The sequence below is a fragment of the Streptomyces sp. NPDC043867 genome (assembly GCF_056435845.1).
On record NZ_JBWKDS010000037.1, the window covers coordinates 53,897 to 79,955 of the forward strand.

Below are 26,059 nucleotides of genomic sequence, written 5' to 3' on the forward strand. Positions count from 1 at the left end.
AGGGCCCCCGGGAGCGCTGCTCCCGGGGGCCGTCGGCGTACTGCGTCAGGACCTACGCGGTGACCGAGTCCTCCGCGCCGTTGTCCTCGGTCTCGACGGCCTCCAGGCCCTGGTCGGACTCCTGGGCCGTCTCCTGGGCGGCGCTGCGCTGGGAGGGGATCTCCGCGGCCAGACGCGACTCCATGCGCACCCGGCGCTCGTCGGCCTTGGTGCACAGGGCCGCGATCGCCGAGTCGAAGCGGGACAGGGACGGCGGGTCCGAGGGGCCCAGCAGGTGTTCCTTGAGCTCGGCGCGGGCCGCGGTGAACAGGTCCTTCTCGGGGGAGCGCACCGACTCCAGCAGGGCGGGGACGCCGTCCGCCGCCGGGGTCAGGACGACGCCCGCGGAGACCGTCGGGAAGCCCGCGCGGAAGGCCGCCTCGGACATGCCCGAGGTGTTGGCGACGGCGTACGGCTTCTCGCTGGACAGCCAGTCGGAGACGACCGACGAGACATCGCTGATCAGCAGGTCGGCCTGGTTGAAGCAGGCGAAGATCGCCGGCCGCGCGTCCGTGATGATCTGGTGCTCCCACTCCGGGAAGGACGCCCAGTACGCGGACTCCCACGCCGTGGTCGCCCGGGCGATCTCCGCCTCGCGGTCACCGTGCGGGGCGCCCTGGAGCAGCATCCGCTCCATCTCGTCCGCGCTGGCCCGGAACGCGGTGGAGGTCAGCTTGTCCAGTTCCGCGGTGCGGCGGGCCAGCTCGGCCGCCGCCTCGGGGCCGGGGCGGGCGCCCGACCGCTTGGTGTTGGCCTCGCGGATCATCGCCTTGATGCGCTCGTTGGCGGCCCCAGCGCGCGGGTCGACGGAGCCGGTCATCGGGTGCGGCTTGTAGAGGAGGCGCACACCGTCGTCGGCCAGCAGCCGCCGGACGATGTTCTCACCGGCCAGGACCACCGAGGTGTTGCCCGGGTTGCCGTCCCAGCCCTCCCAGGTGGGGGCGTACAGGACGGTCGTGTACGTGCCCGTCGGCGCGCCCGAGTAGGGGCGGATCGGCGCCAGCTGCGGGCGGCCCACCTCGACGATGTCCTTGTTCTCGACGCCGACCTCGGCCAGCAGGTAGCGCTCGCGGGCCGCGGGTCCTGCCACCCACACCTCGTCGTACGCCTTCGCGTACGGGTTGCAGGAGGACAGCTTGTCGCTCTCGCCGTGGTTGGTGAACGCGTGCTTGATCGTGGGGATGCGCAGCACCTGCGAGGTCTTCGCGGCGTTGGCCGGGTGCAGCATCATCTTCAGCGTCGAGTTCTCCAGCGAGAACATCGTCGAGACCTTCGGGAAGCAGATGATCGGGACGTCCGTCGCGTCGATCTTCTGCACCATGAAGCGCTCACGCAGCACGATCAGCGGCTTGGCGTCGATCTGGGAGAGCGTCGAGAGCCACATGTTCGCCTGGTACGCCGACGTCGTACCGCCGGAGAAGTACATGGCGACCGTCGGCCGGTACTCCGCCAGCCACTGGTCCAGCCACTCCATGACCTGCTGCTCGCTCTTTGCGCGCTTCTTCGGCAGCAGCCAGGTGCCCAGGTGGACGATGCCGCCGATGATCAGCACCAGGGCGGCCCCGACACCGATGCGGCCCCACAGGGCGTCCTGGGTGGCGGCGGTGAGGACCAGGCCGGCCGTCGTCGGCACGGAGAAGGTCAGCAGCCGGTGGCCCTGCCGGCGGGCCAGGATGCGCGGCGGCGCGGTGCTCAGGCGCAGCGCGGACGCGTCGATGTTCCGCGTGACGATCGGCAGCGTACGGGTGCGGCGCACCAGCACCGCGACGGCCTGGCACACGAAGTGCAGCGCGTAGAACAGGCACAGCGCGACGAGCAGCGGCGCCTGCTCGCGCTCCGGGTCGATGCCGTCGATCCGCAGCAGCCCCACGAGGACGAGCATGTCGCGCAGCAGCTGGCGCACCGTGACGTCGAAGCGGACCTTGCCGAGCAGCGCGAGCAGACCGGGGTCGCGGTACTGCAGATAGACGTCCAGGGCGAGACCCGCCGCACTCGCGGCGACGAACACCGGGACGTACGGCAGCAGAGCGGAGACGATCTGCGCCGTGAAGAGCGCGAACATCGCGAACAGCGCGGAGAGCTGCACGATGCGGCGGGGGGCGAGGCGTGCGGAAGGCACGGGCGGGGCTCCTGCGAAGGGATGCGGCGGATGGGAGAAGCGGGGGTGACGCCGGCAGGCATGACCTGGCCGACCACTGACCGTATGACCTCTGGCGCCCGGCTAGCAATCTGCGGTGAGAACTATCACCGGAAAACGGGCATCCTGCCGGGAACCCTGTGAACACGGGGGTCGTCCGCCCCTCGAAACGCGGCGGCGCCGGCCGCCCGCGCTCACGTAGATTGCACCTACCGGGCTGGTCGGACCTCGGAGACATTGGGGAAATACGTGTCAGCGGCAAGGCAGGGTGTGGCGGACGCCCACAGGATCGTCGTCAAGGTGGGCTCCTCGTCCCTCACCACCGCTGCCGGCGGCCTCGACGCGGACCGGGTCGACGCCCTCGTCGACGCCCTCGCCAAGGGCCGCAGCGGCGGTGAGCGCGAGATCGTCCTCGTCTCCTCCGGGGCCATCGCCGCCGGGCTCGCCCCGCTGGGGCTGCGCCGGCGCCCCAAGGACCTCGCCCGGCAGCAGGCCGCCGCCAGCGTCGGCCAGGGCCTCCTGGTGGCCCGCTACACCGCCTCCTGCGCCCGGCACGGCATCCGCGTCGGGCAGGTGCTGCTCACCTCCGACGACACCAGCCGCCGGGCCCACCACCGCAACGCCTCCCGCACCCTCGACAAACTCCTCGCGATGGGCGCCCTGCCGGTCGTCAACGAGAACGACACGGTCGCCACGGACGAGATCCGCTTCGGCGACAACGACCGGCTCGCCGCGCTCGTCGCCCATCTCGTACGGGCCGACCTGCTGGTCCTGCTCTCGGACGTCGACGGCGTGTACGACGGCGACCCCGGCAGGCCCGGCACGTCGCGGATAGCGGAGGTTCACGGCCCGCAGGACCTGGCGCACGTGGAGATCGGCAGCGCGGGCAAGGCGGGCGTCGGCACCGGCGGCATGGTCACCAAGGTCGAGGCGGCGCGCATCGCGGCGGCCGCGGGCATCCCGGTGGTCCTGACGTCCGCCGTGCACGCCGCGGACGCCCTCGCCGGCCGGGACACCGGCACGTACTTCCACCCCACCGGGCGCCGCTCCGCCGACCGGCTGCTGTGGCTCCAGCACGCGTCGACCCCGCAGGGCGCGCTCACCCTGGACGACGGCGCGGTCCGCGCGGTCGTCGAGCGGCGCACGTCGCTGCTGCCCGCGGGCATCGCGGCGGTCGAGGGCGACTTCACCGCCGGCGACCCGGTCGAGCTGCGCGACACCGCGGGGCGGGCCGTCGCCCGCGGCCTCGTGAACTTCGACGCCAAGGAGATCCCCCAGCTGATCGGGCGCTCGACCAGGGAACTGGCGCGCGAGCTGGGACCCGCCTACGAGCGGGAGGTCGTACACCGGGACGACCTGGTGCTCCTGCACCCGTAGACCGCGTCCCGGACACTCCGTGGACAACCGGCCACGGTGGCCCTGAACGGCCGATTCTCCCGCCCTCCGGCGAGGGACGTTCCGTAAAACCGCCACGCGGCGGCGCCGTAGCTGTTCAACTTTGAGGCAGGGAGATTCGGCACGACCATCGCGTGAAGGAGGCCGTCGTGAGACGAGTGCGCCCCGGGGCGGCGGCGTCCCGCGGTGGTGGCACCTCCCGTGCGATCGGCGAGGAGCGGGCCCTCACGAGCGTCGCCGCCGGTGACATGTACGAGGTCGAGGAACCGAAGGACGCCCCCCGCCTCTGGCACGTCACGCTGAGCGTCTCGGGCGGCGAGGCACCCCTGAAGGAGGTCAGGCGGGCCCTCGAACAGCTCGCCCACGACCACCCCTTCCTGCTGACCAGCCGGTACGCCAACGACCACGCGGAGATCCGGTACTGGGAAGAGGCCCGCGACCTGCACGACGCGGCTGCGGTCGCGCTGCGCCTGTGGGGCGAGCACCGGCAGACCGCCAACCTCCCGCCCTGGGAGATCGTCGGCCTCGAGGTCATCGACCGGGAGACGTACCACCACCGCATCGCCGAGGGTTACGGTCCGCTGCCCGCCACCCCGGTGGGCGTCCACCCCTTTTGAGCCGCCTTCGCCGGGTGTCTCGGGGTTTGGGACAACAGCCGAACGGCCCCATCCGGAGCATTAGGCTGCCGTCATGACCACGCTCTCGCCGTACGACTCGATGTCCCCGGTCACTCAGGCCGCCTACCGCGCGAAGGCCGCCGCCGCAGACCTCGCGCCCCTGCCGCGGGCCGAGAAGGACGACGCGCTGCTCGCGATCGCGGACGCGCTGGAGGTCCGTACGAGCGAGATCGTCGCCGCCAACGCCAAGGACGTCGCCCGGGCCCGCGAGGCCGGTACCGGCGAGACGGTCATCGACCGGCTCACGCTCACGCCCGAGCGGGTGCGCGCGATCGCCTCGGACGTCCGCGACGTGGTGGCCCTGCCCGACCCGGTCGGCGAGGTCGTCCGCGGCTCCACCCTGCCGAACGGCATCGACCTGCGCCAGGTCCGCGTCCCCCTCGGCGTCGTCGGGATCATCTACGAGGCCCGTCCGAACGTCACGGTCGACGCGGCCGCCCTCTGCCTGAAGTCCGGCAACGCGGTACTGCTGCGCGGTTCCTCGTCGGCGTACGAGTCGAACAGCGCCCTCGTGCGCGTGCTGCGCGACGCCGTCGGCGGCGCCGGGCTGCCCGCCGACGCCGTCCAGCTCGTGCCGGGCGAGAGCCGTGAGTCCGTCCGTGAGCTGATGCGCGCCCGCGGCCTGGTCGACGTCCTGATCCCGCGCGGCGGCGCCTCCCTGATCCGCACCGTCGTGCAGGAGTCCACCGTCCCGGTCATCGAGACCGGCACCGGCAACTGCCACGTCTACGTCGACGCCGACGCCGACCTCGACACGGCGATCGACATCCTGATCAACTCCAAGGCCCAGCGGCCCAGCGTCTGCAACTCCGCCGAGACCCTCCTGGTCCACCAGGACATCGCCCCGGAGTTCCTGCCGCGCGCCCTGGACGCCCTCGCCGACGCCGGGGTCACCGTGCACGCCGACGAGCGGGTCGCCGCGTACGCGAAGGACTCGCGGGCCACCGTCGTGGAGGCCACGGCGGAGGACTGGGAGACCGAGTACCTCTCCTACGACATCGCCGCCGCCGTCGTCGACTCGCTGGACCGGGCCGTCGAGCACATCCGGCTGTGGACCTCCGGGCACACCGAGGCGATCGTCACCACCTCGCAGCAGGCCGCCCGCCGGTTCACCCGGCTGGTCGACTCCACGACGGTCGCCGTGAACGCCTCCACGCGCTTCACCGACGGCGGCCAGTTCGGCTTCGGCGCCGAGATCGGGATCTCCACGCAGAAGCTCCACGCCCGCGGCCCCATGGGCCTGCCGGAGCTGACGAGCACCAAGTACATCGTGACCGGGGACGGGCACGTCCGGCGCTGAGACCGCTCCGTGGGAGGGCGTCTCGCCAGGCGGATGAATTTCCGTACGGTCTGCCCAAAATGACCCCCCAGGTCTACTCTGGATCCGTGCCGGAGGACGTGGGGGGCACGCCGTTCCCGGACGGCTGGGAGCCCGACGACGACCGCGACCGCGGAGGTATGGACGAAGAGTTCGCCTCCGTGGTCTTCGACGAGGACTTCGTGCGGGCGGCCGTGGTCCACGAGCCGACCGCCGTGGAGCGCCTGCTCGCCGCCGCCCAGGCCCGCGCGGAGGCCTCCGAGGAGGCCCGCAGGGCGCACGCCAGGGGCCACGGCGACGAGGACGGCTTCGGCCCCGACGGCAACGGCGGTTCCGGCCATGATCCGGACCTGGACGACCTGGACGCCGTCGACCTCCTCGAGGGCCCCTACGGGCCGTCCGGGACGTACGCGGGACCCGGCCGCTGGCACCGCCCCGTCGCCTGGATGCTGGCCCTCCTGATGGGCGTCGGCATGGTTGCCCTCGCCTTCACCGCTGTCTACCGGGGCGCTTCGTCCGGCCGCCAGGACCCGGTCCCCCCGCCCGCCCCGACGGGGTTCGAACAGGGCCGCGACAAGGTCACGGGGGTCAGCCCGTCCGTCTCCCCGGACCACTCCCGGCCGGCCGTGCCGGCGGTCCCCCGCACGCCCTGACAGACGTGGTGAGGACCTGACGCAAGTTGTCCCACAGCGTTGCGTTTACCGGAGCCCCAGGAGACCTAACCTGAAGGTATGGGCGGGCCTGGAGACCCACCTGAGGGGGCGCCCGAAGGGGCTCCCGCTGGTGGCGAGGACGAGTACCGATCCGTCGTCTTCGACGAGTCGTTCGTCCGCGCTGCCCGTCTGCAGGAGTTCTCCGCCCGGGAGCGCGTGGACGATCACGCCCCCGCCGTACGCCGTCGCCCGCCCCTGCACCGCGGACTGTCCCGGCAGGCGCTGGCCCTCGTCCTGCTCATCGCGATCGCCTTCGGCACCGCGATCTACATGGGCGTACGCCACCCCTACCAGAGCCCCGCCGCCCAGCCCCCCGAACCGCTGCGGATGACGGTGATCCCGCTCGCGCCGCAGAGCGCCGTGCCGGGGGCCGCGAAGGCCGAGGAGCTGTACGCGCACAGCCCGGCCGCCCAGTTCCGCATCGGCGCCGACGGTTTCACCATGCCGGTCTCCCGGCGCACCGCGCACTTCTCGGACAGCCAGGTCGTCACCGCCCTGACCACGGCCAAGGACTACCTGGTCAGGTCCTCGCTGGACCCGGAGGTCCTCACCGGCGACGTCACCCGTCCGGTACGGATACTGCTCGACCCGCAGCAGCTCGACCAGTTCGACCAGAGCTTCGACCACCCGGCGGCGGACGGGCGGCACGCGCCCACCGGCTGGCTGGTGCGCTTCGACCCCGCCCGCGAGGAACTCGCCGGCCACCGGATCCGCGTGCAGGGCACCCTCCAGGCCGCCGAGTCCGACGCGAACACCCTGGAGGTCGTCGCCGACCACACCCTCGTCTACGCGCTGCGGCCCACGGGCTCGGACGCGGAGGCACGGGTGTCGCTGTTCACCGTCCGGCGCGAGCTGCACTTCCGCTTCGACCGCGACGACCTGCGGATGCACCAGGCGGAACTGGTCCTCTCCTACGTCCAGGCCGGGCCGCTGGCCTGCGCCGAGGACTCGGCCGACCATCTGCGCCCGCTGCTCGCCGGCCAGACGGCGAAGGCGGGCGGGCCGGCCGGCACCGACCCGTACGCGACCGGCGGCGCCACGGCGCTGTGCGGGTCGCTGGCCACGAGCGCGCAGCCGAAGGTCTGAACCTGCCTGCGTGCACGTCCGCCCGGCGTGGGCCGGCTTGCCCGGTGCGCGCCTGTCCGGCGCCCGTCCGACCCCGGTCCGGCGTCCGGTCGATCCCTGTCCGGCGTCCGGTCGATCCCTGTCCGGCGTTCGGCCGACCCCGGTCCGGCGTCCGGTCGATCCCTGTCCGGCGCCCGTCCGACCCCGGTCCGGCGTTCGGCCCGGGGCCGGTGCTGCCCAGGAGCCGCGTCGGCGGCCGGTTCAGCCGGTGCCGTTGGGGTGGCCGCCGTCGGGACCGTCGTCCCGCGGCGAAGGTCCGCCCTGGGACGTGGGTCCGTCCTGGGGCGGGGTCTGCGGCGGGTTCGGGTTCTTCGGGGCGTCGCCCGACGCGAAGCCGCCGAAACCGCGCCGCACCCGTCCGCCGAGATCGCCCGCGCCGCCCGCGAGATCGCTGACCAGCTTCATCAGCGGGTCCTTGGAGCTCTTCACATCGCTGGCGTAGCTCGCGGCCGACTGCCGGAAGGAGTCCGAGACGGAGGCGTCCTTGTCCTCGGTGCGCCGCGGGTAGTGGCCGTCCATGATCCGCTGGTGGTCGCGGGACTCGGCCCACCTCTTCAGCTCGGCCGCGCGCACCGTCGTGAACGGGTGGGACCGGGGGAGGACGTTGAGGATCTTGAGCACGGAGTCGCGCAGGTCGCCCCCGGCCTCGTACTCCTCGGCCTGCGCGAGGAACGCGTCCACGTTCATCTCGTGCAGGTGGTTGCCGCCCGCGATCTTCATCAGGCCGCGCATCGAGGCCCGCAGGTCCTGGCCGACGAGCAGCCCGGCGCGGTCGGCGGACAGCTCCGACTTGCGGAACCACTCGCGCAGGGCGGTGACGATCGCCATGATCGCCACGTTCCCGAGCGGGATCCAGGCCACCTTCAGGGCCAGGCTGGTCAGGAACAGCAGTATCGTCCGGTACACCGAGTGGCCGGACAGGGCGTGGCCCACCTCGTGGCCGACGACCGCCCGCATCTCCTCCTCGTCGAGCAGCTCGACGAGGCCCGTGGTGACCACGATGACCGGCTCGTCCAGCCCGATGCACATCGCGTTCGGCCGGGGGTCCTGGGTGACGTACATCGGCGGGACCTTCTGCAGGTCCAGGATGTAACAGGCGTCCCGCAGCATGTCGTTGAGGTGTGCGAACTGCGCGTCCGAGACCCGTACCGAGTCGGACAGGAACAGCAGCCGCAGGCTGCGTTCGGGGAGCAGTGAGCTGAGCGCCTTGAAGACCGTGTCGAAGCCGGTGAGCCTGCGCAGCGCCACCAGGGCGGAGCGGTCGGCCGGGTGCTCGTAGGTCCGGGAGGAGATCCCCGGGAAGCGCCTGCGCGACCTGCTCGGCACCCTCTCGTGCCCGTTCCGCTCATGGCTGTCGTCGGACATGTGTTCCCCCACGCGTCTGATTGCCCTGTGTCGCCCCCGAAGCGGTCCCCAGCCTAGGCGGAGTTACGGTGGCAGGGCAGCACACCGTAAGGAGCGACCCCATGGAACACATCCCCGCAGCCGCCTGGCTGACCGAGGCCGCGAGCGCGGCGGACCAGCAAGGAGGCGGCAATCTGCTGCGAGTCGTGCTGATCGTCTGCGTCGTCGGGATCGTCCTGCTCGCCTGGTTCCTGCTGCGGGGATACAAGCGGGACGACGACGACTGAGACCCCAGGGCGGTGCCCGGCCGGCGAGAGACCGGCTCGGGCCGTCCTCACCCACCGTCCTCGCCCGCCGCCATCGGCTTCCCCAACGGCGGAGTCGGCGTGATGGGGGCCGGGGCCCCCGCATACGATGGCCCGGACGTCTTTATCCCGCCCACACCGGATAGGTCCTGCCGAAGATGAGCTTCCACAGCACCGCTGCCCAGTTGGTCACCCTTGCCGCAGAGGGCGAGGAGCACGGCGGCAACCACGAGAGCCTCAGCCCGTACCTGACCGGCGGCGGCGCCTTCGTCGTGCTGCTCCTCCTGCTGTGGATCACCACGCGCTTCAACCGGGACCGCTGAGCCCCGTCCGGGCCGGACAGGGGGCCTGTCGGCGGGAGCCCGTCGGCCGGGCCGGTAGGGTCTGCACGCATGGGAGAGCAGGACATGCCTACCGGTCCGGCGAGCGACACGGTGAGCGGCGCCGGACGCCGCGCGGCGGACCGCCCGGTGCCGGGCACCGGCAACGCCCCGTCGAGTCCGGGCAAGCGCCGTCTCGGCGTCATGGGCGGAACGTTCGACCCGATCCACCACGGGCACCTCGTGGCGGCCAGTGAGGTCGCCGCCCAGTTCCACCTCGACGAGGTGGTGTTCGTGCCGACCGGGCAGCCGTGGCAGAAGACCGCGCGCAAGGTCGCTCCCGCCGAGGACCGCTATCTGATGACGGTCATCGCGACCGCGGAGAACCCGCAGTTCTCGGTGAGCCGCATCGACATCGACCGCGGCGGCCCGACCTACACCACGGACACCCTGCGCGACCTGCGCGCGCTCAACCCCGACACGGACCTCTTCTTCATCACCGGCGCGGACGCGCTCGGCCAGATCCTGACCTGGCGTTACACGGAGGAACTGTTCTCCCTCGCGCACTTCATCGGCGTCACCCGGCCCGGCCACACGCTGACCGACCCGGGACTTCCCGAGGGCGGTGTCTCGCTCGTCGAGGTCCCCGCGCTCGCCATCTCGTCCACGGACTGCCGTGCCCGGGTCTCCAAGGGCGACCCTGTCTGGTACCTGGTGCCGGACGGCGTGGTGCGCTATATCGACAAGCGCGAGCTGTACCGCGGCGAGTGAGCCGAGAGGGGCACCGGTGAACGACCGATACGACGGGTACGCGGGCGGCGACCCGTACGAACTCGTCGGCTACGACGAGTTCGGGCAGCCTGTGTACCGGCAGGTCCCGCAGCAGCAGCCCACGCAGCAGCAGGGCTACGACCCCTACGGGCAGCAGCAACAGGCTTATGGATACGACCCGTACGCGACCGGCCAACAGCCTTCGGCGCCCTCGTACGACACGGGCGGGCACGAGCCTTACGCACCGTCCTACGAGATAGGCCGGCAACAGCCGGACACGTCGTACGACACCGGCCCGGAGCAGCCCGTTCCGCCGTACGACCCGTACGACCCCTCCTACGGCCAGGCGCCCACCGGCACCGCGTACGACCCCTACGGGCAGACCTCGGGGACCGGCCGGCAGCCGCGGGTCGCCGAACAGACCGCGTACATCCCGCAGCAGTCGGGTCCCGCGGAGGATGCTGAACCGCGGGCCGAAGGTGACTACCGCACCGAGCAGTTCGCCTTCGTCGAGGACCCGGACGGCGACTCCGAGGACGTCATCGACTGGCTGAAGTTCACCGAGAACCGCACCGAGCGGCGCGAGGAGGCCAAGCGCCGCGCCCGCAGCCGGGTCGTGGCCCTGACCGTGGTCCTCGCCCTGGTGGTCGCCGGCGGCGTCGGCTACCTCTGGTACGCGGGCAAGCTCCCGGGCTCCTCGCCGGACGCCGAGTCCGGCACGACCACGTCCGCGGCGGCACAGAAACGCGACGTGATCGTCGTCCACCTGCACAACACCAAGAAGGGCGGCACCTCCACGGCGCTGCTCGTCAACAACACCACCACCCGGCAGGGCGCGACCGTCCTGCTGCCCAACTCGCTCGCCCTGACGGACGACGACGGCACCACGACCACCCTCGCCAAGTCCGTCGACGACGACGGCTCGTCCGGGACGCGCGACGCGATCGACACGGTCCTCGGCACCGACATCGAGGGCACCTGGCGGCTCGACACCCCCTATCTGAACAACCTCGTCGAACTCGTCGGCAACATCGGCATCGACACCGACACCGACGTGCCCGACCCCGACGCCAAGTCGTCGAAGAAGGGCGCCGACCCCCTCGTGCACAAGGGTGAGGACCAGACCCTCAGCGGCCGGATGGCCGTCGCCTACGCCACCTACCGCGGCCCGGGCGAGGCCCAGAACGCGCAGCTGGAGCGGTTCGGGCAGGTGATGCAGGGCGTGCTGCGCAAGCTGTCCTCCGACGAGCAGGCCGCGACGACCACCGTGCAGACGCTGGCGCAGATCCTCGACCCCTCGCTCAACGACCAGGACCTCGGCTCCTTCCTCGCCAAGCTCGCCGACCACGCCAAGGGCGGCGACTTCAGGACCTCGCTGCTGCCGGTGCAGTCCGACGGCACACTCACCGCGAAAACCAGCGACAGCGTCGTCAAGAACGTCCTCGGCGGCACCGCCAGGAGCCCGCAGCAGGGCGACGCCGTGCGGGTCGGCATCACCAACGCCACCGGTTCCAGGGAAGGCACCGAGAAGGCCCGCGTGGTCCTCATCAACGGCGGCTACACCTTCGTCGACGCCGGCACCGCCGGTGCCTCCGAGAGCGTGTCCCGGATCACCTACGCCGACGCCGGCAGCAGGGACGACGCGGTCGAGGTCGCCAAGACCCTCGGTCTGCCCACGGCCTCCGTGCAGAAGGGCAAGGTCACGTCCAACGCGGACGTGTCCGTCGTACTCGGCCGGAGCTACCTCACCTCGTCGTGACCGGGAGCACGCCCCGGCAGGCCCGGGGCGTGCTCCCACCATCACGTGGGGTGCCGTCGGCGGGCCGTGAGACCCTTGAGGTGACCGGTGAGCGTTCCTCGCCGCCGACGGGCTGGGACCCGCGGGGCGACCCCGCACCCCCGGCCGACCCCTGTTCCCGACCGAAAGCTACGTAGTGACCGCCACTGACCGTTCCATCGAGCTCATCACCACCGCCTCCCAGGCGGCCGCCGACAAGCTCGCGCACGACATCATCGCCTACGACGTCAGCGACGTGCTGTCGATCACGGACGCCTTCCTGCTGGCCTCCGCTCCCAACGACCGCCAGGTCAAGTCGATCGTCGACGAGATCGAGGAGCGGCTGAACAAGGAACTCGGCGTCAAGCCGGTCCGCCGCGAGGGCGACCGCGAGGCCCGCTGGGTGCTCCTCGACTACGTCGACATCGTCGTGCACGTCCAGCACAGCGAGGAGCGTGTCTTCTACGCGCTGGAGCGCCTGTGGAAGGACTGCCCCGAGCTGGAGCTGCCCGCCGACGCCAAGGCGACGCGCGGCAAGGCCGAGGAGCACGCCCAGCTGCAGGCCGAGGAGGACTCCGCCGACTTCGGAGAGCTGCGGTGAGCGGCCCCGCCGGAGCGGACGAGCGGAAGAAGGGCCGGGGCCGCCGCATCATCCTGTGGCGGCACGGTCAGACCTCCTGGAACGTGGAGCGCCGCTTCCAGGGCAGCACGGACGTGGAACTCACCGAGACGGGCATCGGCCAGGCCCGCCGCGCCGCCCGCCTGCTCGCCTCGCTGCGGCCGGACGCCGTGGTCGCCTCGGACCTGAAGCGCGCCTCCGCCACGGCCGCCGAGCTGGCCAGGCTCACCGGCCTCGAGGTGGTGCACGACGAGGGACTGCGTGAGACCTACGCCGGTGTCTGGCAGGGGCTGACGCACACCGAGATCATCGCCCGGCACGGCGACGAGTACGCCGCCTGGAAGCGCGGGGAGCCGGTCCGCCGCGGTGGCGGCGAACTGGAGAGCGAGGTCGCCGACCGCGCCGCTCCGGTGGTGCTCGCGCACGCCGACAAGCTTCCCGAGGACGGCACCCTCGTGGTGGTCAGTCACGGGGGCACCATCCGTACGACCATCGGACGTCTCCTCGGCCTCGAATCCCAGCACTGGGAGAGCCTCGGCGGGCTCTCCAACTGCTGCTGGTCCGTCCTCGGGCAGGGCGCGCGCGGCTGGCGGCTGCTCGAACACAACGCGGGCACGCTGCCCGAGCCCGTGCTCGGCGACGACGACTGAGCACCCCCGCGCGCACCCTCACGAGGGGGCGGGACCCGGATTTCACTTTCCGGCAGGTCACCGGTTAAAGTTCTTCTTGTTCGCCCGCCGAGCGGGAAGAACGCAAGGGGCTATAGCTCAGTTGGTAGAGCGCCTGCATGGCATGCAGGAGGTCAGGAGTTCAATTCTCCTTAGCTCCACAGATCGACACTCTTGAGTTGTCAAAGATCGGTGATGAAGATCCCGTTCCCGTCAGGGAGCGGGACTTTTTCGTTGCCCTAGCTGTCGGCCCCCACCGGCTCGGCGTCCCTGGCATCGGCCGACGGCCACAACCGCTCCCGCCACTCCCGCAGCAGCGCCACCCCCTCCCTCGCCTCCGCGTCCACCGGCGAGTACGCCACGATCCGGCACTCGGGCATGCCGTCGACGGACAGTGACACCGAGGTCATGCGCAGCTCGCCCACGGCAGGGTGCCGGAACGTCTTCACCCGGGGCCCCGGCGGTATGACCTCGCCGCTCGCCCACAGCTCGACGAAGTATCGGCTCCGGGCGGACAGGCGGCCGATGAAGTCCTCCCAGGCCGGCTCGCCCACATGCCGTCCGTAGGCGGCACGCAGCGTGGCCACCATCACCGGCAGCTCCCGCTCCCGGAACACCAGGGGACAGGACCCGTCGGGGACCGAGAACAGCGTCCACAGCACATTGGGGACGCCGATCTGGCTGGTCGTCGGCACCAGGAACAGGTCGCGGTAGGCGGGGTTGGTGGCCAGGACGTCGTACCGCGAGTTGTAGACCACCGCCGGGTGCGGGTCGAGGGCGTCGATGATGTCCTGGACCTCCTGCCCCACGGCCTGCGCGAGGCGCTCGGGACCGGACTCGAAGGGCACCTCCGCCAAGTGGTACAGATGCTCCCGCTCGGTCCTGTCCAGCCGCAGGGTGCGCGCCACCGCGTCCAGGACCTGCGGCGACGCGTTGATCGGCCGCCCCTGCTCGAGCCAGGTGTACCAGGTCACTCCGACGCCCGAGAGCTGGGCGACCTCCTCCCGGCGCAGCCCCGGCGTACGGCGCCGGAATCCCGGCGGCATGCCCACGTCGGCCGGTGTCACCCGTGCCCGCCGGCTACGCAGGAAGGCCGCCAGCTCCGGCCTGCGGCGCTGCTGTGTCGTGACCATCGTCCTCACTCCCCCTGTCCCATCGTCGGGGCCGGAGCGCTTTGTTGCCAGGTGCTGTCAGTACCAGCACCGGCGGGCTCTCGTCACCCGGATCCGCTCGTCGCCAGGCTCGGCGCATGACGACGACAACCCCCGCGGGCCCCGGACCGCAAGCGAGTCCGGGCCCCGCGACCAGTAAAGGCCCCGGCACTGACAATCGCCCCGGACGGCTGCTCGCCGTCGTGCTCGCCGCCCAGTTCATGGCGCTGCTCGACGTCTTCATCGTGAACGTCGCCGTACCCACGATCGGTTCCGAACTCCACGCGTCCGGCGCCGCCCTGCAGCTGGTGGTCGCCGGATACTCCCTCGCGTACGCCGTCCTGCTCATCACGGGCGCCCGCCTCGGCGACCTGCTCGGTCACCGCCGCGTCTGGCTGGCCGGCCTCGCCCTCTTCACGGCCGCCTCGCTGGCCTGCGGACTCGCCGGGAACACCGGCGAGTTGATCACGTACCGCGTGGTGCAGGGCGCCGGGTCCGCGGTGATGATCCCGCAGGTCCTCAGCCTGATCCAGCGTCACTTCACCGGGGAGCGCCGGGCGCGGGCGCTCGGCGCGTACTCCGCGGTCCTCGCGACCGGCGCCGCGGCGGGCCAGGTGCTCGGCGGCATCCTCGTCAGCGCCGACCTCTTCGGCACCGGATGGCGGCCGGTGTTCCTCGTGAACGTGCCCGTGGGCCTCGTGCTCCTGGCCGTCGGCGGGCGGGTGCTGCCGCGCGACGACCCGCGGGCGCTGGAGCGGTCGCGCGGTCTCGACCTGCCGGGGCTCGTGCTGCTGGCCGCCGCCGTCTCCCTGCTCACGGTGCCTCTCGTGCTCGGCCAGGCGGAGGGCTGGCCGCTGTGGTCCTGGCTGTCGCTCGCGGCGGCCGCGGCCTTCTTCGGTCTCCTCTGCGGCTACGAGGCCCGGCTCGCGCGGCGCGGCGGGGCTCCGCTGATCGCACCCGGGGTGCTGCGTCATCCCGGCGTCGGTCTCGCGGTCTTCCGGATCATGGCCGTGATGGCCGTCAACGGCGGGTTCCTGTTCGCGCTGACCCTGCACGTCCAGGGCGGCCTCGGCTACAGCGCCCTGCGCGCGGGGCTGACCTTCGCGCCGACCGCCGTGGCCTTCGGCCTGGTCGGCCTGACCTGGCGTGCGTGGCCCGCAGCGTGGCAACGGGCCCTCGTACCGGCCGGGTTCGCGCTCGCGGCGGCCTCCGTGACGGGCGTAGGGTGGGCGATGCGGGACGGCGGCGACGGTGGCCTCTGGCTGTACGTGGCGTTCACCGGCGTGGGCATGGGCCTGGCGCTCAGCTTCAGTCCGACGCTCACCGGGGCGCTGGCCACGGTGCGGCCCGAGGACGCGGCGGATGCCAGCGGACTGCTCGCGACGGTCACACAGCTCGGTCAGCTGATCGGTGTGGCGGCCTTCGGTGCACTCTTCCTGAATCGGCTTGAGTCATCTGGGGCTTCCGGGGCGTATACCTCTGCGGACGCGCTCCTGGTGTGCATGTACGCGCTGGCCGCCACGGCCGGGCTGGGTGCCGTGTCCGGACTGGTACGCAGGCGTCGCTGACCGTATTGGCCCGGCCGTGGCAGAATCAGACGGCCGGAAGGGGGCGCGGCCCGACGGGAGGAGTAGCGATGCCTGCGAGCATCCTCGAGGAGACCGACCATCTCCTCGAAGCGGCGGCGATCCGGAAGACACCCACCCTCCTCGACTGCCCTTCCTGCGGTTCCGTCCATGTCGCGCAGGTCCTCGGGGACAACGGCGGGATCTCCTACGTGTGCACGGCCTGCGGCCACAGCTGGAGCTGAGCGATGGGTGCACACAGGCGGAAGTGCGATTGGTGCGGCAGCGGCACACCGATCGTCCGCGACATGGAGCCGCTCAATCACGACTACCAGTACTGGTGCGAGGAGTGCGCGCGGGCGCTGATCATAAAAGGCGACCCGATCGAGACCTACCGGGAGCTGGAGGGCGAGCCGATCTACGGCCGGCTCCTCGACGAACACTGCACTCTGAAGCGGTTCTACTCGTTCGCGACGGCCTGAGACCGCCGCAGGGCCCGGGCCTTTCCGGTCCCGTCCTTTCCGGTCCCGGCCGTACCGGTCCCGGCCGTACCGGTCCCGGACCTTGCGGTCCGGATCGCGGTCAGGGCCAGGAAGACCAGGGCCGTCACCCCGTAGAGGGCCGACAGCGTCAACTCGACGCCTCCTTGACGCAGTTCGTGCCGGCCCGGCCCGTGCGGCACCCACCACAGGGCGTACGAGCAGAAGACCAGCGCCGCTCCCACCGCCGCCGTCCGGTTCCTGGTGGCGAGGACCAAGGCCATCGGTACGCACCACACCCAGTGGTGTGACCAGGACACCGGGCTGACCAGCAGAGCCGTGGCCGCGCACCCGACGGCCGCCCAGGGGCGGCTGCCGCGCAGTTCCGCCGCCGCCGAGGCGGCGAGGCCCGCCGCCCCCACGGCGGTCGCGGCGGCGATCCACCACAGTCCGGGGTCGGGGGTGTGCAGCAGCCGGGCCAGCACCCCGCGCAGCGACTGGTTCGCGGTGTCCTCCGCGAGCCCGGCCCGCTCCGCCTCGAACACCACGCGGGTCCAGAACCGCCAGGAGTCGTACGGCAGGACGGCCGCGGCCGACAGCGTGGCACCGGCGAAGACGACGGCCGCCCCGCGCGCGTGCCGCAGCCATGGCTCTCCACAGCGTCCCCCGGCGCGGGCCGCCACGCCGGTGACCAGCAGGAACACCGCGAAGAGTGCGGGCGTCAGCTTGATCGCCGCGGCGAGCCCGATGCCGGCTCCTGCCCACCGGTGTCCGGGCCGACGGCTCAGGTCCCACAGCACCAGCACCGCGATCAGCAGGTTGATCTGCCCGTACCGCAGGGTCGTCCACACGGGCTCGCACCACACGGCCGCCGCCGCGACCCACCAGACGCCCTCCACGCGCGCGTGCCCCACCAGCCGTGAGGCGAGGCCGGCGAACACCGCGAGAAGGACGAGGTTCCCGGCCGTCGCCAGCGTGCGCGCGGTCCCGGCGCCCAGCAGCGCCAGCGGGACGAACAGCAGGGCCGCGAAGGGCGGGTAGGTGGCGGGGAGGCCGGCCCCGGTCGCGCGCAGTGCGTACAGGTCGCCGCCGCCGCGTACCGTCTCGCCCTCCGCGCGGTACACCATCAGGTCGATCATCGACACGTGCGCGGCCCGCTGGGCCGTCCAGAACACTGTGAAGGACAGCAGGCACGTCCCCAGGGCGAGGAGCGCGCGGCGGTCACGGGGGAGGGCTGTCGGGGTCACGAAGGCCGACACTATCTCCCGTATCCGTACAGACCGGAAACGATTTGGTGGTGCACCCGGGAGAGCGTGTAATGTTGGCGTCGCCGCCGGGGAAACCGGGCGGACGCCGCAAGGGGCTATAGCTCAGTTGGTAGAGCGCCTGCATGGCATGCAGGAGGTCAGGAGTTCAATTCTCCTTAGCTCCACAGTAGTTGAAGGCGGGCCACTCGATATCGAGTGGCCCGCCTTCGTCGTGTTCAGTGACCGCGTTTCAGCGACCGCTGCCGAGAGCCCGGCGACCGCGCCCCTGCGAGAGGACGGGCAGGTTGTTGCGGGCGGGGGCGGAGGACCGGGAGTCCTCCTCGATCCGCAGGGCGAGCGCGGGGCAGCGCCGCACCGCGCGCACGGCCTTCGCCTCCGCGTACCGGGGCACCTGCGCCTGCGCGACGGTGGGGAAGCCGTCGGCGCCGAGCTCGAAGACCTCGGGAAGGATGTCCGCGCACAGGCCGTGCCCGCGGCACAGCGTCCAGTCCACGTAGATCTTCTGGCGGCTGGGACCGGCCTCCAGCTGCCCCTGGCCGCCAGGGATGCCGGTGGGGGTCTGACCGTTCTCCAAGAGCGGCAGTACGCCCTCCACGGGCCTGCCGCAGCCGTTGCCGAGGACGTGGGCGGCCAGGTCGTCTGTGAAGGCCTTGATCGTGGACTCGATGAACATCGCCGAGCCGTCCGGGTGCGAGCACGCGCCGCGCCGCTTCACGGCCTTGGCGACCTGCTTGACGGCTTCGAGCGCGGCGGGGCCGCCGCCGTTCAGTATGTCCTCCAGGCCGCGCGCCGCGGCGGGCAGGCCGAGGTAGCAGGGGCCGCACTGCCCCGCGCTCTCCTCGGCGAGCCACTGGGCCACCCGTAGCGACTCGCCGAGCGGGCACGTCTGCTGGCTGATCGGGAGGATCGCGCCGGCGCCGAGGGAACCGCCCACCGCGTCCAGGGAGTTGCGCGAGACGACCGCCCCGTCGAGCGCCGCCGCGTCCAGCCACTTGCCGTGATAGCCGCCGGTCAGCACGCCCTGCGGGAGCGGCGGCGCGCCGGCCAGCTGGAGCACGTACCGCAGCGGCACTCCCGTCGGGACCTCGATCACCATGGGGCGGGCGACCGAGCCCGAGACGGTGAGCATGACGGTGCCCGGCTCGTCGTACAGGCCGGTGTTGCGGTAGCGCTCGGGGCCGATGCGGGCGGCGATGGCCAGCTGGGCGAACGTCTCGGCGTTCGACAGCAGGGTGGGCGCGCCGCCGACCCCGACCTGCGACGCGCTGATCTTGCGGCCCGGCGGGATCGCCGGACCGCCGTCGATGGAGCGGATCAGGGAGGCGGCCGCCCCGGTGACCATCCGTACCGGATTGCGCTGCACGCGCGCGCGGAGGGCGGATCCGCGCCGGTTGCTCAGTCCGCGTTCGGCCAGGGCCGCCTCCATGGAGGCCTGCGTGGACGCCCGGGTCACGCCGATGACCAGGGTGCGGGCCCCCATCGCCTCGGCGGCCAGCAGGGCCCCGTCCAGGATGAGGTGCGGGGCCCGGTTGATGAGCACGGTGTCCTTGCGGCAGGCCGGTTCGTCCTCGCTGCCGTTGACGACCACCACGGGCCGGATGCCCTTCTTGATGGCCGACTCCGCGACCGAGCGCAGCTTCTTGGCGAAGGGGAACCCCGCGCCGCCGCGGCCCTTCAGGGAGATCGCCTCGGCGAGGCCCGCGAGTTGTTCGCCGCCCATCGGTTCGAGCGGACCGTGCACCTTGAGGTGCATCGGCAGGTCGAGTCGTTCAACCAGGTCGAAACCCGACGTGAGCTGCGGAAGCCCGACGACGCGGACCTCTGGGACGTCGGGCAGGGCCTCGTTCACTTAATAGCCTCCGGAAGGGGCGTTCCATGATTCACCGGAGCCAGGAGCGTCGAAGGCGCCCGGCAGTACGTCAGTCGTGGGACCGCTGTCGTACGTGTCGTTGGTGTTGTACGTGCCGAAGAGGGGGTTCGTCTCACCGGTGTCGTACACATCACTTGTGCCGTATCCGTTGTTGCCCTGATTGTCATAGACGGGGATGTTGTATCCCGTGTCGGCGAGGGGATCGTAGGACGAACGGGGCGCCTCGCCGACGGGCGGCGGGGAGGGGATGGGCCAGCTGCCCGAGGTGCTGCCGTCGGTGCGCGGGAGGACCTCCGTGGGCTGCGTGTCCAGGGGGACCTGGATGCGCTCCATCGGGTCGATCAGCGGGTCCCCGGTGGGGGAACTGCCGCCCACTGCCCGGTAGGCGGCCGCGAATCCGCCGCTCGCCGCGTCGGCGGCCTGGGGCGGGGTGGCGTAGAGCGACTGCGGGGAGGCCGGCATGCGCTGCGGCGGCACGAACGTGTCCTGCGGGGACGGCCTCGGCGTGCGGGATGTGAAGCCCGGCAGCGGCCCGTCCGTGCCGGCGGCACGGGGCCCCTCGCGTCCCTCGCGGGACGTGCGGGCACCGGGTCCGCCCGGCTCGCCCAGGACCGCCAGGATCCGGTCGGCGACCTTGCGCTTGAGGGGGCCCGAAGTCGAGCGCAGCGCCAGGGCGGCCATGACGGCGATCAGGCACAGGCTGTAGAGGACCGTGACGTAGGTCTTCGCGGGGCGTCCCGCGTAGAGGCCGTGCACCAGCGCGGCGCACCAGGCGGGGTAGGCCAGCATGTGCACGGCGCGCCAGCGGGACGCGATCGGCGCGGGGGAGGCGAAGGCGCCGCGCAGCGCGCCGGTGACGGCCGTGAAGATCATGAGCAGGCCGGCGAGGGAGCCGAAGCCGATGAGCCCGGCGGTGCCGGTGACGCCGAGGCCGAAGGGGACGACGGCCGCGATCAGTGTGGTGTGGTCCAGCGCCAGCTTGACCGTGACATGCAGCAGGAGGAAGGCGACCGAGGAGACCGCCGTCGCCCGGTGCACGGCCTGGGCGATCAGGCGCTGGCGCGTGTTGAGGAACAGGCGGTCGGTGGCGACGAGCCCCCACACCACGGAGCACGTGAGGGCGACCAGCGACAGCACTCCGGCACCGAAGTTGAGGAAGTCCCTGACTCCGTCACCGCCGAGCAGGACGATGAGGGGTATGAGGAGCAGGGCGGCAGCCGACGCCGCCCCGTAGGCCGACCGGCCGGGTTGGGGAAGCGAGCTGTTCTTGCGACGAGGGTTCATGGGGGGTACTCCCAAAGAGTTCGGGGAAGCGGTCCCGAAGCGGCACTCTAAGTCGAGCCATACCTATGGATACGAGGTTTGAGTTATTGCGTCGTTATCCAAAGGCAACGAGATCCTTGTGCTGTCCCTTAGTGGCCGTTACGCGAAGTAACTTCTGAACTTTGTTCAGCCTTTGCGGTGTCGGAGAGCATGGCACGGGTGCCGGGAGGGGCCGCGAGCTCGTCGCGGCGCTCGCCGGGGCTGGGGTACCCTGGCGCCATGCGTGCCGTACGCCTTCTGCTTAGCGAGCCGCGCTGATCAGTTCCGGCCACTGAAGGATCGTGGCCGGCATCGGCGCGGCGTCCCCTCCTGTGCGAGGGGCTTTTTCATTTCCCCAGCCGCTGGCAGAGACGATCGATGGAGCTTTGAGGATCATGAGCGAGACGAATGCCTCCCCCGCTGCCGAAGGCGCGGGCGGTGCCCCCGCCGCCTCCGAGGTGGCCGCGCCGCACCGCTACACGGCCGCCATGGCCGCGGACATCGAGGCACGCTGGCAGGATTTCTGGGACGCGGAGGGCACGTACGCGGCGCCCAACCCGACCGGTGACCTCGCCGGAGACCCCGCTCTGGTCGCAAAGCCCAAGAAGTTCATCATGGACATGTTCCCGTATCCCTCGGGTGCGGGACTCCACGTCGGCCACCCCCTGGGCTACATCGCCACCGACGTGTTCGCCCGGTTCCAGCGGATGACCGGCCACAACGTCCTGCACACCCTGGGCTTCGACGCCTTCGGCCTGCCCGCCGAGCAGTACGCCGTGCAGACCGGCACGCACCCGCGGATCTCCACCGAGGCCAACATGGAGAACATGAAGGTCCAGCTGCGCAGGCTGGGCCTCGGCCACGACAAGCGCCGGTCGTTCGCGACGATCGACCCGGAGTACTACAAGTGGACCCAGTGGATCTTCCTGCAGATCTTCAACTGCTGGTACGACACCGAGGCCGGCCGGGCCCGCCCGGTCTCCGAGCTGGTCGCCCAGTTCGAGAGCGGCGAGCGCCCCGTACCGGGCGCCGCGGGGACCGCGCGCGCGTGGAGTGAGCTGACCGCCGCGGAGCGCGCCGACCTGCTGGGCCAGTACCGCCTGGCGTACGCCTCCGACGCGCCGGTGAACTGGTGCCCCGGCCTGGGCACCGTGCTGGCCAACGAGGAGGTCACCGCGGAAGGCCGCTCCGAGCGCGGCAACTTCCCGGTCTTCAAGGCCAAGCTGCGCCAGTGGAACATGCGCATCACCGCGTACGCCGACCGGCTGCTGGACGACCTGGACGCGCTGGACTGGCCCGAGGCCATCAAGCTGCAGCAGCGCAACTGGATCGGCCGCTCCGAGGGCGCCCGGGTCGACTTCCCCGTCGACGGCGCGGCGATCACGGTCTTCACCACCCGTCAGGACACCCTGTTCGGCGCCACCTACATGGTGCTGGCGCCCGAGCATCCGCTGGTCGACGCGTTCGTGCCGGACGCCTGGCCCGAGGGCACCCACGACGTCTGGACCGGCGGTCACGCGACCCCGGCGGCGGCCGTCGCCGCGTACCGCGCGCAGGCCGCCTCGAAGTCCGACGTCGAGCGGCAGGCCGACGCCAAGGAGAAGACCGGCGTCTTCACCGGCGTGTACGCGACCAACCCGGTCAGCGGCGAGCGGATCCCGGTCTTCATCGCCGACTACGTGCTGATGGGATACGGCACCGGCGCGATCATGGCCGTCCCGGCGCACGACAGCCGTGACTTCGCGTTCGCGCGCGCCTTCGAGCTGCCGATGCGCTGCGTCGTCGAGCCGTCGGACGACCGGGGCACCGACCCCTCGGCCTGGGACGACGCCTTCGCCTCGTACGACGCGAAGATCGTCAACTCCACGGGCGACGACATCACACTGGACGGCCTGGGCGTCGCCGAGGCCAAGGCCCGCATCACCGAGTGGCTGGCCGGCCGGGGCATCGGCGAGGGCACCGTCAACTTCCGGCTGCGCGACTGGCTGTTCAGCCGCCAGCGCTACTGGGGTGAGCCCTTCCCGATCGTCTACGACGAGGACGGCATCGCCCACCCGCTGCCCGAGTCGATGCTGCCGCTGGAGCTGCCCGAGGTCGAGGACTACTCGCCGCGCACCTTCGACCCGGACGACGCGAACACCTCCCCGGAGACCCCGCTGTCCCGCAACGAGGACTGGGTCAACGTCACGCTGGACCTGGGCGACGGACCGAAGAAGTACCGCCGCGAGACCAACACCATGCCCAACTGGGCCGGTTCCTGCTGGTACGAGCTGCGCTACCTGGACCCGCACAACGACCGGCAGCTGGTCGACCCGGCCATCGAGCAGTACTGGATGGGACCGCGCGAGGGACAGCCGCACGGCGGTGTCGACCTGTACGTCGGCGGCGCCGAGCACGCCGTGCTGCACCTGCTGTACGCGCGCTTCTGGTCGAAGGTCCTCTTCGACCTGGGCCACGTCTCGTCGGCCGAGCCGTTCCACAAGCTGTTCAACCAGGGCATGATCCAGGCCTACGTCTACCGGGACAGCCGCGGCATCGCGGTACCGGCCGCCGAGGTGGAGGAGCGCGACGGCGCGTACTACCACCAGGGCGAGAAGGTCAGCCGACTGCTGGGCAAGATGGGCAAGTCCCTGAAGAACGCGGTCACCCCGGACGAGATCTGCGCCGAGTACGGTGCGGACACGCTGCGTCTGTACGAGATGGCGATGGGCCCCCTGGACGTGTCGCGGCCCTGGGACACGCGCGCGGTGGTGGGCCAGTTCCGGCTGCTGCAGCGGCTGTGGCGCAACGTCGTCGACGAGACCACGGGTGAGGTCACGGTCGTCGACGCCGAGCCGGACGAGGCCACGCTGCGCGCCCTGCACAAGGCGATCGACGGCGTCCGCCAGGACCTGGAGGGCCTGCGCTTCAACACCGCCATCGCCAAGATCACCGAGCTGAACAACCACCTGACCAAGACGGGCGGCCCGCTCGCCCGCACGGTCGCCGAGTCCCTGGTGCTCATGGTCGCGCCGCTGGCGCCGCACGTCGCCGAGGAACTGTGGCGCAAGCTGGGCCGCACCGGCTCGGTCGTCCACCAGGACTTCCCGGTCGCGGACCCCGCGTACGTCGTCGACGAGTCCGTGACCTGCGTCGTGCAGATCAAGGGCAAGGTCAAGGCCCGCCTGGAGGTCTCCCCGGCCATCTCCGACGAGGAGCTGGAGAAGGTGGCGCTGGCCGACGAGAGGGTCGTCGCCGCCCTGGACGGCGCCGGCATCCGCAAGGTCATCGTGCGGGCGCCGAAACTGGTGAACATCGTCCCGGCCTAGCCGGAGAGCGGCAGCCCGGCACGTTCGTGCGGGGCTGTCGGGGTAGTCCCCTACGGGCAGGTTCGGGGTTCTGGTGGAACTCCGGACCTGCCCGCTGCGTTTACCGTGGAAGAGCGCCGCGGCAGCCGCCGGGGCCGGACGGAGGAGGAGCGTGGTGGAAGCTGTGATCGCAGTGATGGCGCTGCTCTTCCTGCTGTTCGTGGTCCTGGGGGCCTACGCCACCGTGAAGGTCGTCGGCGCGGCCAAGCGCGGCGTGGACCGCACCGTCTCGCAGGCGCGGCGCACCGTGGAGGACACCACGCTGCGCGCCAGGACGTTCGCCCAGCCGGGTCCGGTGGGCGAGCTGGCACAGCTGCGGCTGAAGCTGCGCACGTCGATGCGGGCCACCCAGGACGCGCTGCACGCGGGCGTGACGGACGACGAGTCCCTGAAGGAGTCGCTGGGCCTGTTCCAGCGGCTCAGCGCGCACGGCCACGAACTGGACGGCGAGCTCAAGCGCCTGGAGACCGAGCCGGACCGCGGCACCCTGGCCTCCCGGCTGCCCGGCCTCCGCGAGCGCACCGAGCAGATCACCCGGTCGGCGGACGCGCTGCGCTGGGCGGCCCGCGACCGGGCCCGCCGCTTCGCGGACGACGACCTCGACGCGCTGAGCACGCAGATAGACCTGGAGGCGGGCGCACTGCGGCACTGGACGACTGAGCCCGCCGCCACGCCGCCCTGGCCGAAGGCCCCCGCGCCCGACGAGGCGACGTCCGGCGGGCAGACCTGGCCCGAGACGCCCGAGACCCGTCGGGCCGAGCAGCCGGCCCGCCCGGCCATCACCCCGCCGCTCCAGCGGCCCGTGTACCCGTGGCAGAAGAAGCCCCGCCCCGAGAGCACCACTTGATCCGGTGGGACCCGCCCCCGGCCCCCGGGGCCGGACTGCCGCTCGCCCGCCCCGACAGGTAACCTCCAGCTCATGTCCCGCCATGTCGCGATCGTCACCGATTCAACGGCCTACCTGCCGCCACGGACGATGGAGCGCCACGGCATCACGGCGGTGCCCCTGACCGTGGTCCTCGGTGACCAGGCGCTGGAGGAGGGCACCGAGATCTCGGCCCGCTCCGTGGCCCTCGCCCTGCAGAAGCGGCGGTCCGTCACCACCTCCCGGCCCAGCCCCGAGGTCTTCGCCGAGACCTATCGCAAGGTCGCCGAGTCGGGCGCCCCGGGCATCGTCTCGCTCCACCTCTCCTCCGAGCTCTCGGGCACCTACGACGCCGCCGTCCTCGCGGCGCGTGAGGCGCCGGTGCCCGTGCACGTCGTGGACACCGGGATGATCGCGATGGCCCTCGGCTTCTGCGCGCTGGCCGCGGCGGCGTCCGCGGAGGCGGGCGGGACGATCGACGACGCGGTCACGGCGGCGGAGAAGCGGGGCGCGGGAACCTCCGCCTACTTCTACGTCGACACCCTCGACTATCTGCGCCGGGGTGGCCGGATCGGGGCCGCGCAGGCTCTGTTCGGCTCGGCCCTGGCCGTGAAGCCGCTGCTCCAGCTGCACGGCGGGCGCATCGAACCCCTGGAGAAGGTGCGGACGGCGTCCAGGGCGATCGCCCGCCTCGAGGAGATCGCGGCCGACCGGGCGGGCGCCGCGCAGGTCGACATCGCGGTCCATCATCTCGCCGCCCCCGAACGGGCGTCGGTGCTCGCGGACCGCCTGCGGGCGCGGGTGTCCGGCCTCGCGGACCTCCATGTGAGCGAGGTCGGGGCGGTCATCGGGGCGCATACCGGGCCCGGGCTGCTGGGAGTTGTCGTCTCGCCTCGGTGACGGGGCTGCCCCGCCGCGATGTTCGCGGCTCCTGTGGTCCTTCCGGGTGAGCGAGTTATCCACAACTGGGAGCTTGTCCACGGGAATTGAGCAAGATCATCGCG

The 26,059-nt window shown here is 71.8% G+C and carries 23 protein-coding genes and 2 tRNA genes; 19 read left to right on the plus strand and 6 right to left on the minus strand.

All coding sequences use genetic code 11. The annotated features are described in order from the left end of the window. Positions 1-52: 52 nt before the first annotated feature. Positions 53-2,158 (minus strand): hypothetical protein, encoded by a 2,106-nt coding sequence (locus AC069T_RS29625; protein WP_478785670.1) that lies wholly within the window; start codon positions 2,156-2,158, stop codon positions 53-55. Between the two features lie 267 nt (positions 2,159-2,425). Between AC069T_RS29625 and proB the strand changes: the two genes are divergently transcribed. The 5 genes from proB (at position 2,426) to AC069T_RS29650 (ending at position 7,365) form a co-directional block, all read left to right on the plus strand. Continuing rightward, on the plus strand, positions 2,426-3,553 hold the full coding sequence (gene proB / locus AC069T_RS29630; protein ID WP_478785671.1) for a glutamate 5-kinase: 1,128 nt from the start codon (positions 2,426-2,428) through the stop codon (positions 3,551-3,553). A 176-nt stretch (positions 3,554-3,729) separates the two neighbouring features. Further along, on the plus strand, positions 3,730-4,188 hold the full coding sequence (locus AC069T_RS29635) for a hypothetical protein (protein ID WP_478785691.1): 459 nt from the start codon (positions 3,730-3,732) through the stop codon (positions 4,186-4,188). 73 nt (positions 4,189-4,261) lie between these two features. After that, the gene (locus AC069T_RS29640) at positions 4,262-5,548 is read left to right on the plus strand and encodes a glutamate-5-semialdehyde dehydrogenase (protein WP_476751557.1); all 1,287 of its coding nucleotides are present in this window, start codon (positions 4,262-4,264) and stop codon (positions 5,546-5,548) included. 86 nt (positions 5,549-5,634) lie between these two features. Next, the gene (locus AC069T_RS29645) at positions 5,635-6,219 is read left to right on the plus strand and encodes an SCO2584 family spore wall biosynthesis protein (RefSeq protein ID WP_478785672.1); all 585 of its coding nucleotides are present in this window, start codon (positions 5,635-5,637) and stop codon (positions 6,217-6,219) included. Between the two features lie 78 nt (positions 6,220-6,297). Further along, on the plus strand, positions 6,298-7,365 hold the full coding sequence (locus AC069T_RS29650) for an SCO2583 family membrane protein (protein WP_478785673.1): 1,068 nt from the start codon (positions 6,298-6,300) through the stop codon (positions 7,363-7,365). A gap of 240 nt (positions 7,366-7,605) precedes the next feature. Here AC069T_RS29650 and AC069T_RS29655 read toward each other — a convergent pair whose 3' ends face one another. Then, positions 7,606-8,769 carry a M48 family metallopeptidase gene (locus AC069T_RS29655; protein WP_478785674.1) on the minus strand — a complete coding sequence of 388 codons (1,164 nt, stop codon included), beginning with the start codon at positions 8,767-8,769 and terminating at the stop codon, positions 7,606-7,608. A 101-nt stretch (positions 8,770-8,870) separates the two neighbouring features. Here AC069T_RS29655 and AC069T_RS29660 point away from each other — a divergent pair, with 101 nt between their 5' ends. The 7 genes from AC069T_RS29660 to AC069T_RS29690 all read left to right on the plus strand — a co-directional run bounded on the left by AC069T_RS29660 (position 8,871) and on the right by AC069T_RS29690 (position 13,369). Further along, positions 8,871-9,035: a hypothetical protein gene (locus AC069T_RS29660; RefSeq protein ID WP_478785675.1), complete on the plus strand. Its 165-nt coding sequence runs from the start codon at positions 8,871-8,873 to the stop codon at positions 9,033-9,035. A 176-nt stretch (positions 9,036-9,211) separates the two neighbouring features. Further along, positions 9,212-9,376 carry a hypothetical protein gene (locus tag AC069T_RS29665; RefSeq protein WP_097263999.1) on the plus strand — a complete coding sequence of 55 codons (165 nt, stop codon included), beginning with the start codon at positions 9,212-9,214 and terminating at the stop codon, positions 9,374-9,376. Between the two features lie 69 nt (positions 9,377-9,445). Then, the gene (gene nadD, locus AC069T_RS29670; protein WP_358853724.1) at positions 9,446-10,144 is read left to right on the plus strand and encodes a nicotinate-nucleotide adenylyltransferase; all 699 of its coding nucleotides are present in this window, start codon (positions 9,446-9,448) and stop codon (positions 10,142-10,144) included. A gap of 16 nt (positions 10,145-10,160) precedes the next feature. Further along, complete coding sequence (locus tag AC069T_RS29675) at positions 10,161-11,903, plus strand: LCP family protein (RefSeq protein ID WP_478785676.1); 1,743 nt, start codon at positions 10,161-10,163, stop codon at positions 11,901-11,903. 175 nt (positions 11,904-12,078) lie between these two features. Beyond that, complete coding sequence (gene rsfS / locus AC069T_RS29680) at positions 12,079-12,522, plus strand: ribosome silencing factor (RefSeq protein WP_358853726.1); 444 nt, start codon at positions 12,079-12,081, stop codon at positions 12,520-12,522. Continuing rightward, positions 12,519-13,190, plus strand: a complete 672-nt coding sequence (locus AC069T_RS29685) for a histidine phosphatase family protein (protein ID WP_478785677.1) — start codon at positions 12,519-12,521, stop codon at positions 13,188-13,190. Before rsfS ends, AC069T_RS29685 begins: the two co-directional genes overlap by 4 nt. A 106-nt stretch (positions 13,191-13,296) precedes the next feature. After that, positions 13,297-13,369 (plus strand) — tRNA-Ala (locus tag AC069T_RS29690). Positions 13,370-13,447: 78 nt separating this feature from the next. Here AC069T_RS29690 and AC069T_RS29695 read toward each other — a convergent pair. Continuing rightward, positions 13,448-14,341 (minus strand): helix-turn-helix transcriptional regulator, encoded by an 894-nt coding sequence (locus tag AC069T_RS29695; RefSeq protein WP_478785678.1) that lies wholly within the window; start codon positions 14,339-14,341, stop codon positions 13,448-13,450. A 116-nt stretch (positions 14,342-14,457) separates the two neighbouring features. Between AC069T_RS29695 and AC069T_RS29700 the strand changes: the two genes are divergently transcribed. From AC069T_RS29700 to AC069T_RS29710, 3 genes are all read left to right on the plus strand, one after another. Next, the gene (locus AC069T_RS29700; RefSeq protein ID WP_478785679.1) at positions 14,458-15,927 is read left to right on the plus strand and encodes an MFS transporter; all 1,470 of its coding nucleotides are present in this window, start codon (positions 14,458-14,460) and stop codon (positions 15,925-15,927) included. Positions 15,928-15,995: 68 nt separating this feature from the next. Beyond that, a complete protein-coding gene (locus tag AC069T_RS29705; protein WP_476751567.1) occupies positions 15,996-16,169 on the plus strand; it encodes a hypothetical protein in 174 nt (57 codons plus the stop codon). A 3-nt stretch (positions 16,170-16,172) separates the two neighbouring features. Then, positions 16,173-16,406: a DEAD/DEAH box helicase family protein gene (locus tag AC069T_RS29710; RefSeq protein ID WP_121403099.1), complete on the plus strand. Its 234-nt coding sequence runs from the start codon at positions 16,173-16,175 to the stop codon at positions 16,404-16,406. On the opposite strand, the gene AC069T_RS29715 is transcribed toward AC069T_RS29710, so the two are convergent. Continuing rightward, positions 16,385-17,650, minus strand: a complete 1,266-nt coding sequence (locus AC069T_RS29715; protein WP_478785680.1) for a glycosyltransferase 87 family protein — start codon at positions 17,648-17,650, stop codon at positions 16,385-16,387. The two genes, AC069T_RS29710 and AC069T_RS29715, sit on opposite strands and share 22 nt — an antisense overlap. 112 nt (positions 17,651-17,762) lie before the next feature. On the opposite strand from AC069T_RS29715, the gene AC069T_RS29720 reads away from it, so the two are divergent. Then, positions 17,763-17,835 (plus strand) — tRNA-Ala (locus AC069T_RS29720). Positions 17,836-17,900: 65 nt separating this feature from the next. On the opposite strand, the gene AC069T_RS29725 is transcribed toward AC069T_RS29720, so the two are convergent. Continuing rightward, a complete protein-coding gene (locus AC069T_RS29725) occupies positions 17,901-19,520 on the minus strand; it encodes an NADH-ubiquinone oxidoreductase-F iron-sulfur binding region domain-containing protein (RefSeq protein ID WP_478785681.1) in 1,620 nt (539 codons plus the stop codon). Then, positions 19,521-20,825, minus strand: a complete 1,305-nt coding sequence (locus tag AC069T_RS29730) for a ferric reductase-like transmembrane domain-containing protein (RefSeq protein WP_478785682.1) — start codon at positions 20,823-20,825, stop codon at positions 19,521-19,523. Between the two features lie 413 nt (positions 20,826-21,238). On the opposite strand from AC069T_RS29730, the gene leuS reads away from it, so the two are divergent. From leuS to AC069T_RS29745, 3 genes are all read left to right on the plus strand, one after another. Next, positions 21,239-24,151, plus strand: coding sequence for a leucine--tRNA ligase (gene leuS, locus AC069T_RS29735; RefSeq protein WP_478785683.1), 2,913 nt, complete (start codon positions 21,239-21,241; stop codon positions 24,149-24,151). Between the two features lie 154 nt (positions 24,152-24,305). Next, positions 24,306-25,037: a hypothetical protein gene (locus tag AC069T_RS29740; RefSeq protein WP_478785692.1), complete on the plus strand. Its 732-nt coding sequence runs from the start codon at positions 24,306-24,308 to the stop codon at positions 25,035-25,037. Positions 25,038-25,109: 72 nt separating this feature from the next. After that, positions 25,110-25,955, plus strand: coding sequence for a DegV family protein (locus tag AC069T_RS29745; protein ID WP_478785684.1), 846 nt, complete (start codon positions 25,110-25,112; stop codon positions 25,953-25,955). Positions 25,956-26,059: the final 104 nt, after the last annotated feature.

What these genes read in the sequence shown, in the direction of transcription:
- AC069T_RS29640 (WP_476751557.1), top strand. Translation starts at nt 4,262, where the DNA reads ATGACCACGCTCTCGCCGTACGACTCGATGTCCCCGGTCACTCAGGCC.
- AC069T_RS29650 (WP_478785673.1), top strand. Translation starts at nt 6,298, where the DNA reads ATGGGCGGGCCTGGAGACCCACCTGAGGGGGCGCCCGAAGGGGCTCCC.
- AC069T_RS29655 (WP_478785674.1), bottom strand. Translation starts at nt 8,769, where the DNA reads ATGTCCGACGACAGCCATGAGCGGAACGGGCACGAGAGGGTGCCGAGC.
- AC069T_RS29660 (WP_478785675.1), top strand. Translation starts at nt 8,871, where the DNA reads ATGGAACACATCCCCGCAGCCGCCTGGCTGACCGAGGCCGCGAGCGCG.
- AC069T_RS29665 (WP_097263999.1), top strand. Translation starts at nt 9,212, where the DNA reads ATGAGCTTCCACAGCACCGCTGCCCAGTTGGTCACCCTTGCCGCAGAG.
- nadD (WP_358853724.1), top strand. Translation starts at nt 9,446, where the DNA reads ATGGGAGAGCAGGACATGCCTACCGGTCCGGCGAGCGACACGGTGAGC.
- AC069T_RS29695 (WP_478785678.1), bottom strand. Translation starts at nt 14,341, where the DNA reads ATGGTCACGACACAGCAGCGCCGCAGGCCGGAGCTGGCGGCCTTCCTG.
- AC069T_RS29700 (WP_478785679.1), top strand. Translation starts at nt 14,458, where the DNA reads ATGACGACGACAACCCCCGCGGGCCCCGGACCGCAAGCGAGTCCGGGC.
- AC069T_RS29705 (WP_476751567.1), top strand. Translation starts at nt 15,996, where the DNA reads ATGCCTGCGAGCATCCTCGAGGAGACCGACCATCTCCTCGAAGCGGCG.
- AC069T_RS29710 (WP_121403099.1), top strand. Translation starts at nt 16,173, where the DNA reads ATGGGTGCACACAGGCGGAAGTGCGATTGGTGCGGCAGCGGCACACCG.
- AC069T_RS29730 (WP_478785682.1), bottom strand. Translation starts at nt 20,825, where the DNA reads ATGAACCCTCGTCGCAAGAACAGCTCGCTTCCCCAACCCGGCCGGTCG.
- leuS (WP_478785683.1), top strand. Translation starts at nt 21,239, where the DNA reads ATGAGCGAGACGAATGCCTCCCCCGCTGCCGAAGGCGCGGGCGGTGCC.
- AC069T_RS29745 (WP_478785684.1), top strand. Translation starts at nt 25,110, where the DNA reads ATGTCCCGCCATGTCGCGATCGTCACCGATTCAACGGCCTACCTGCCG.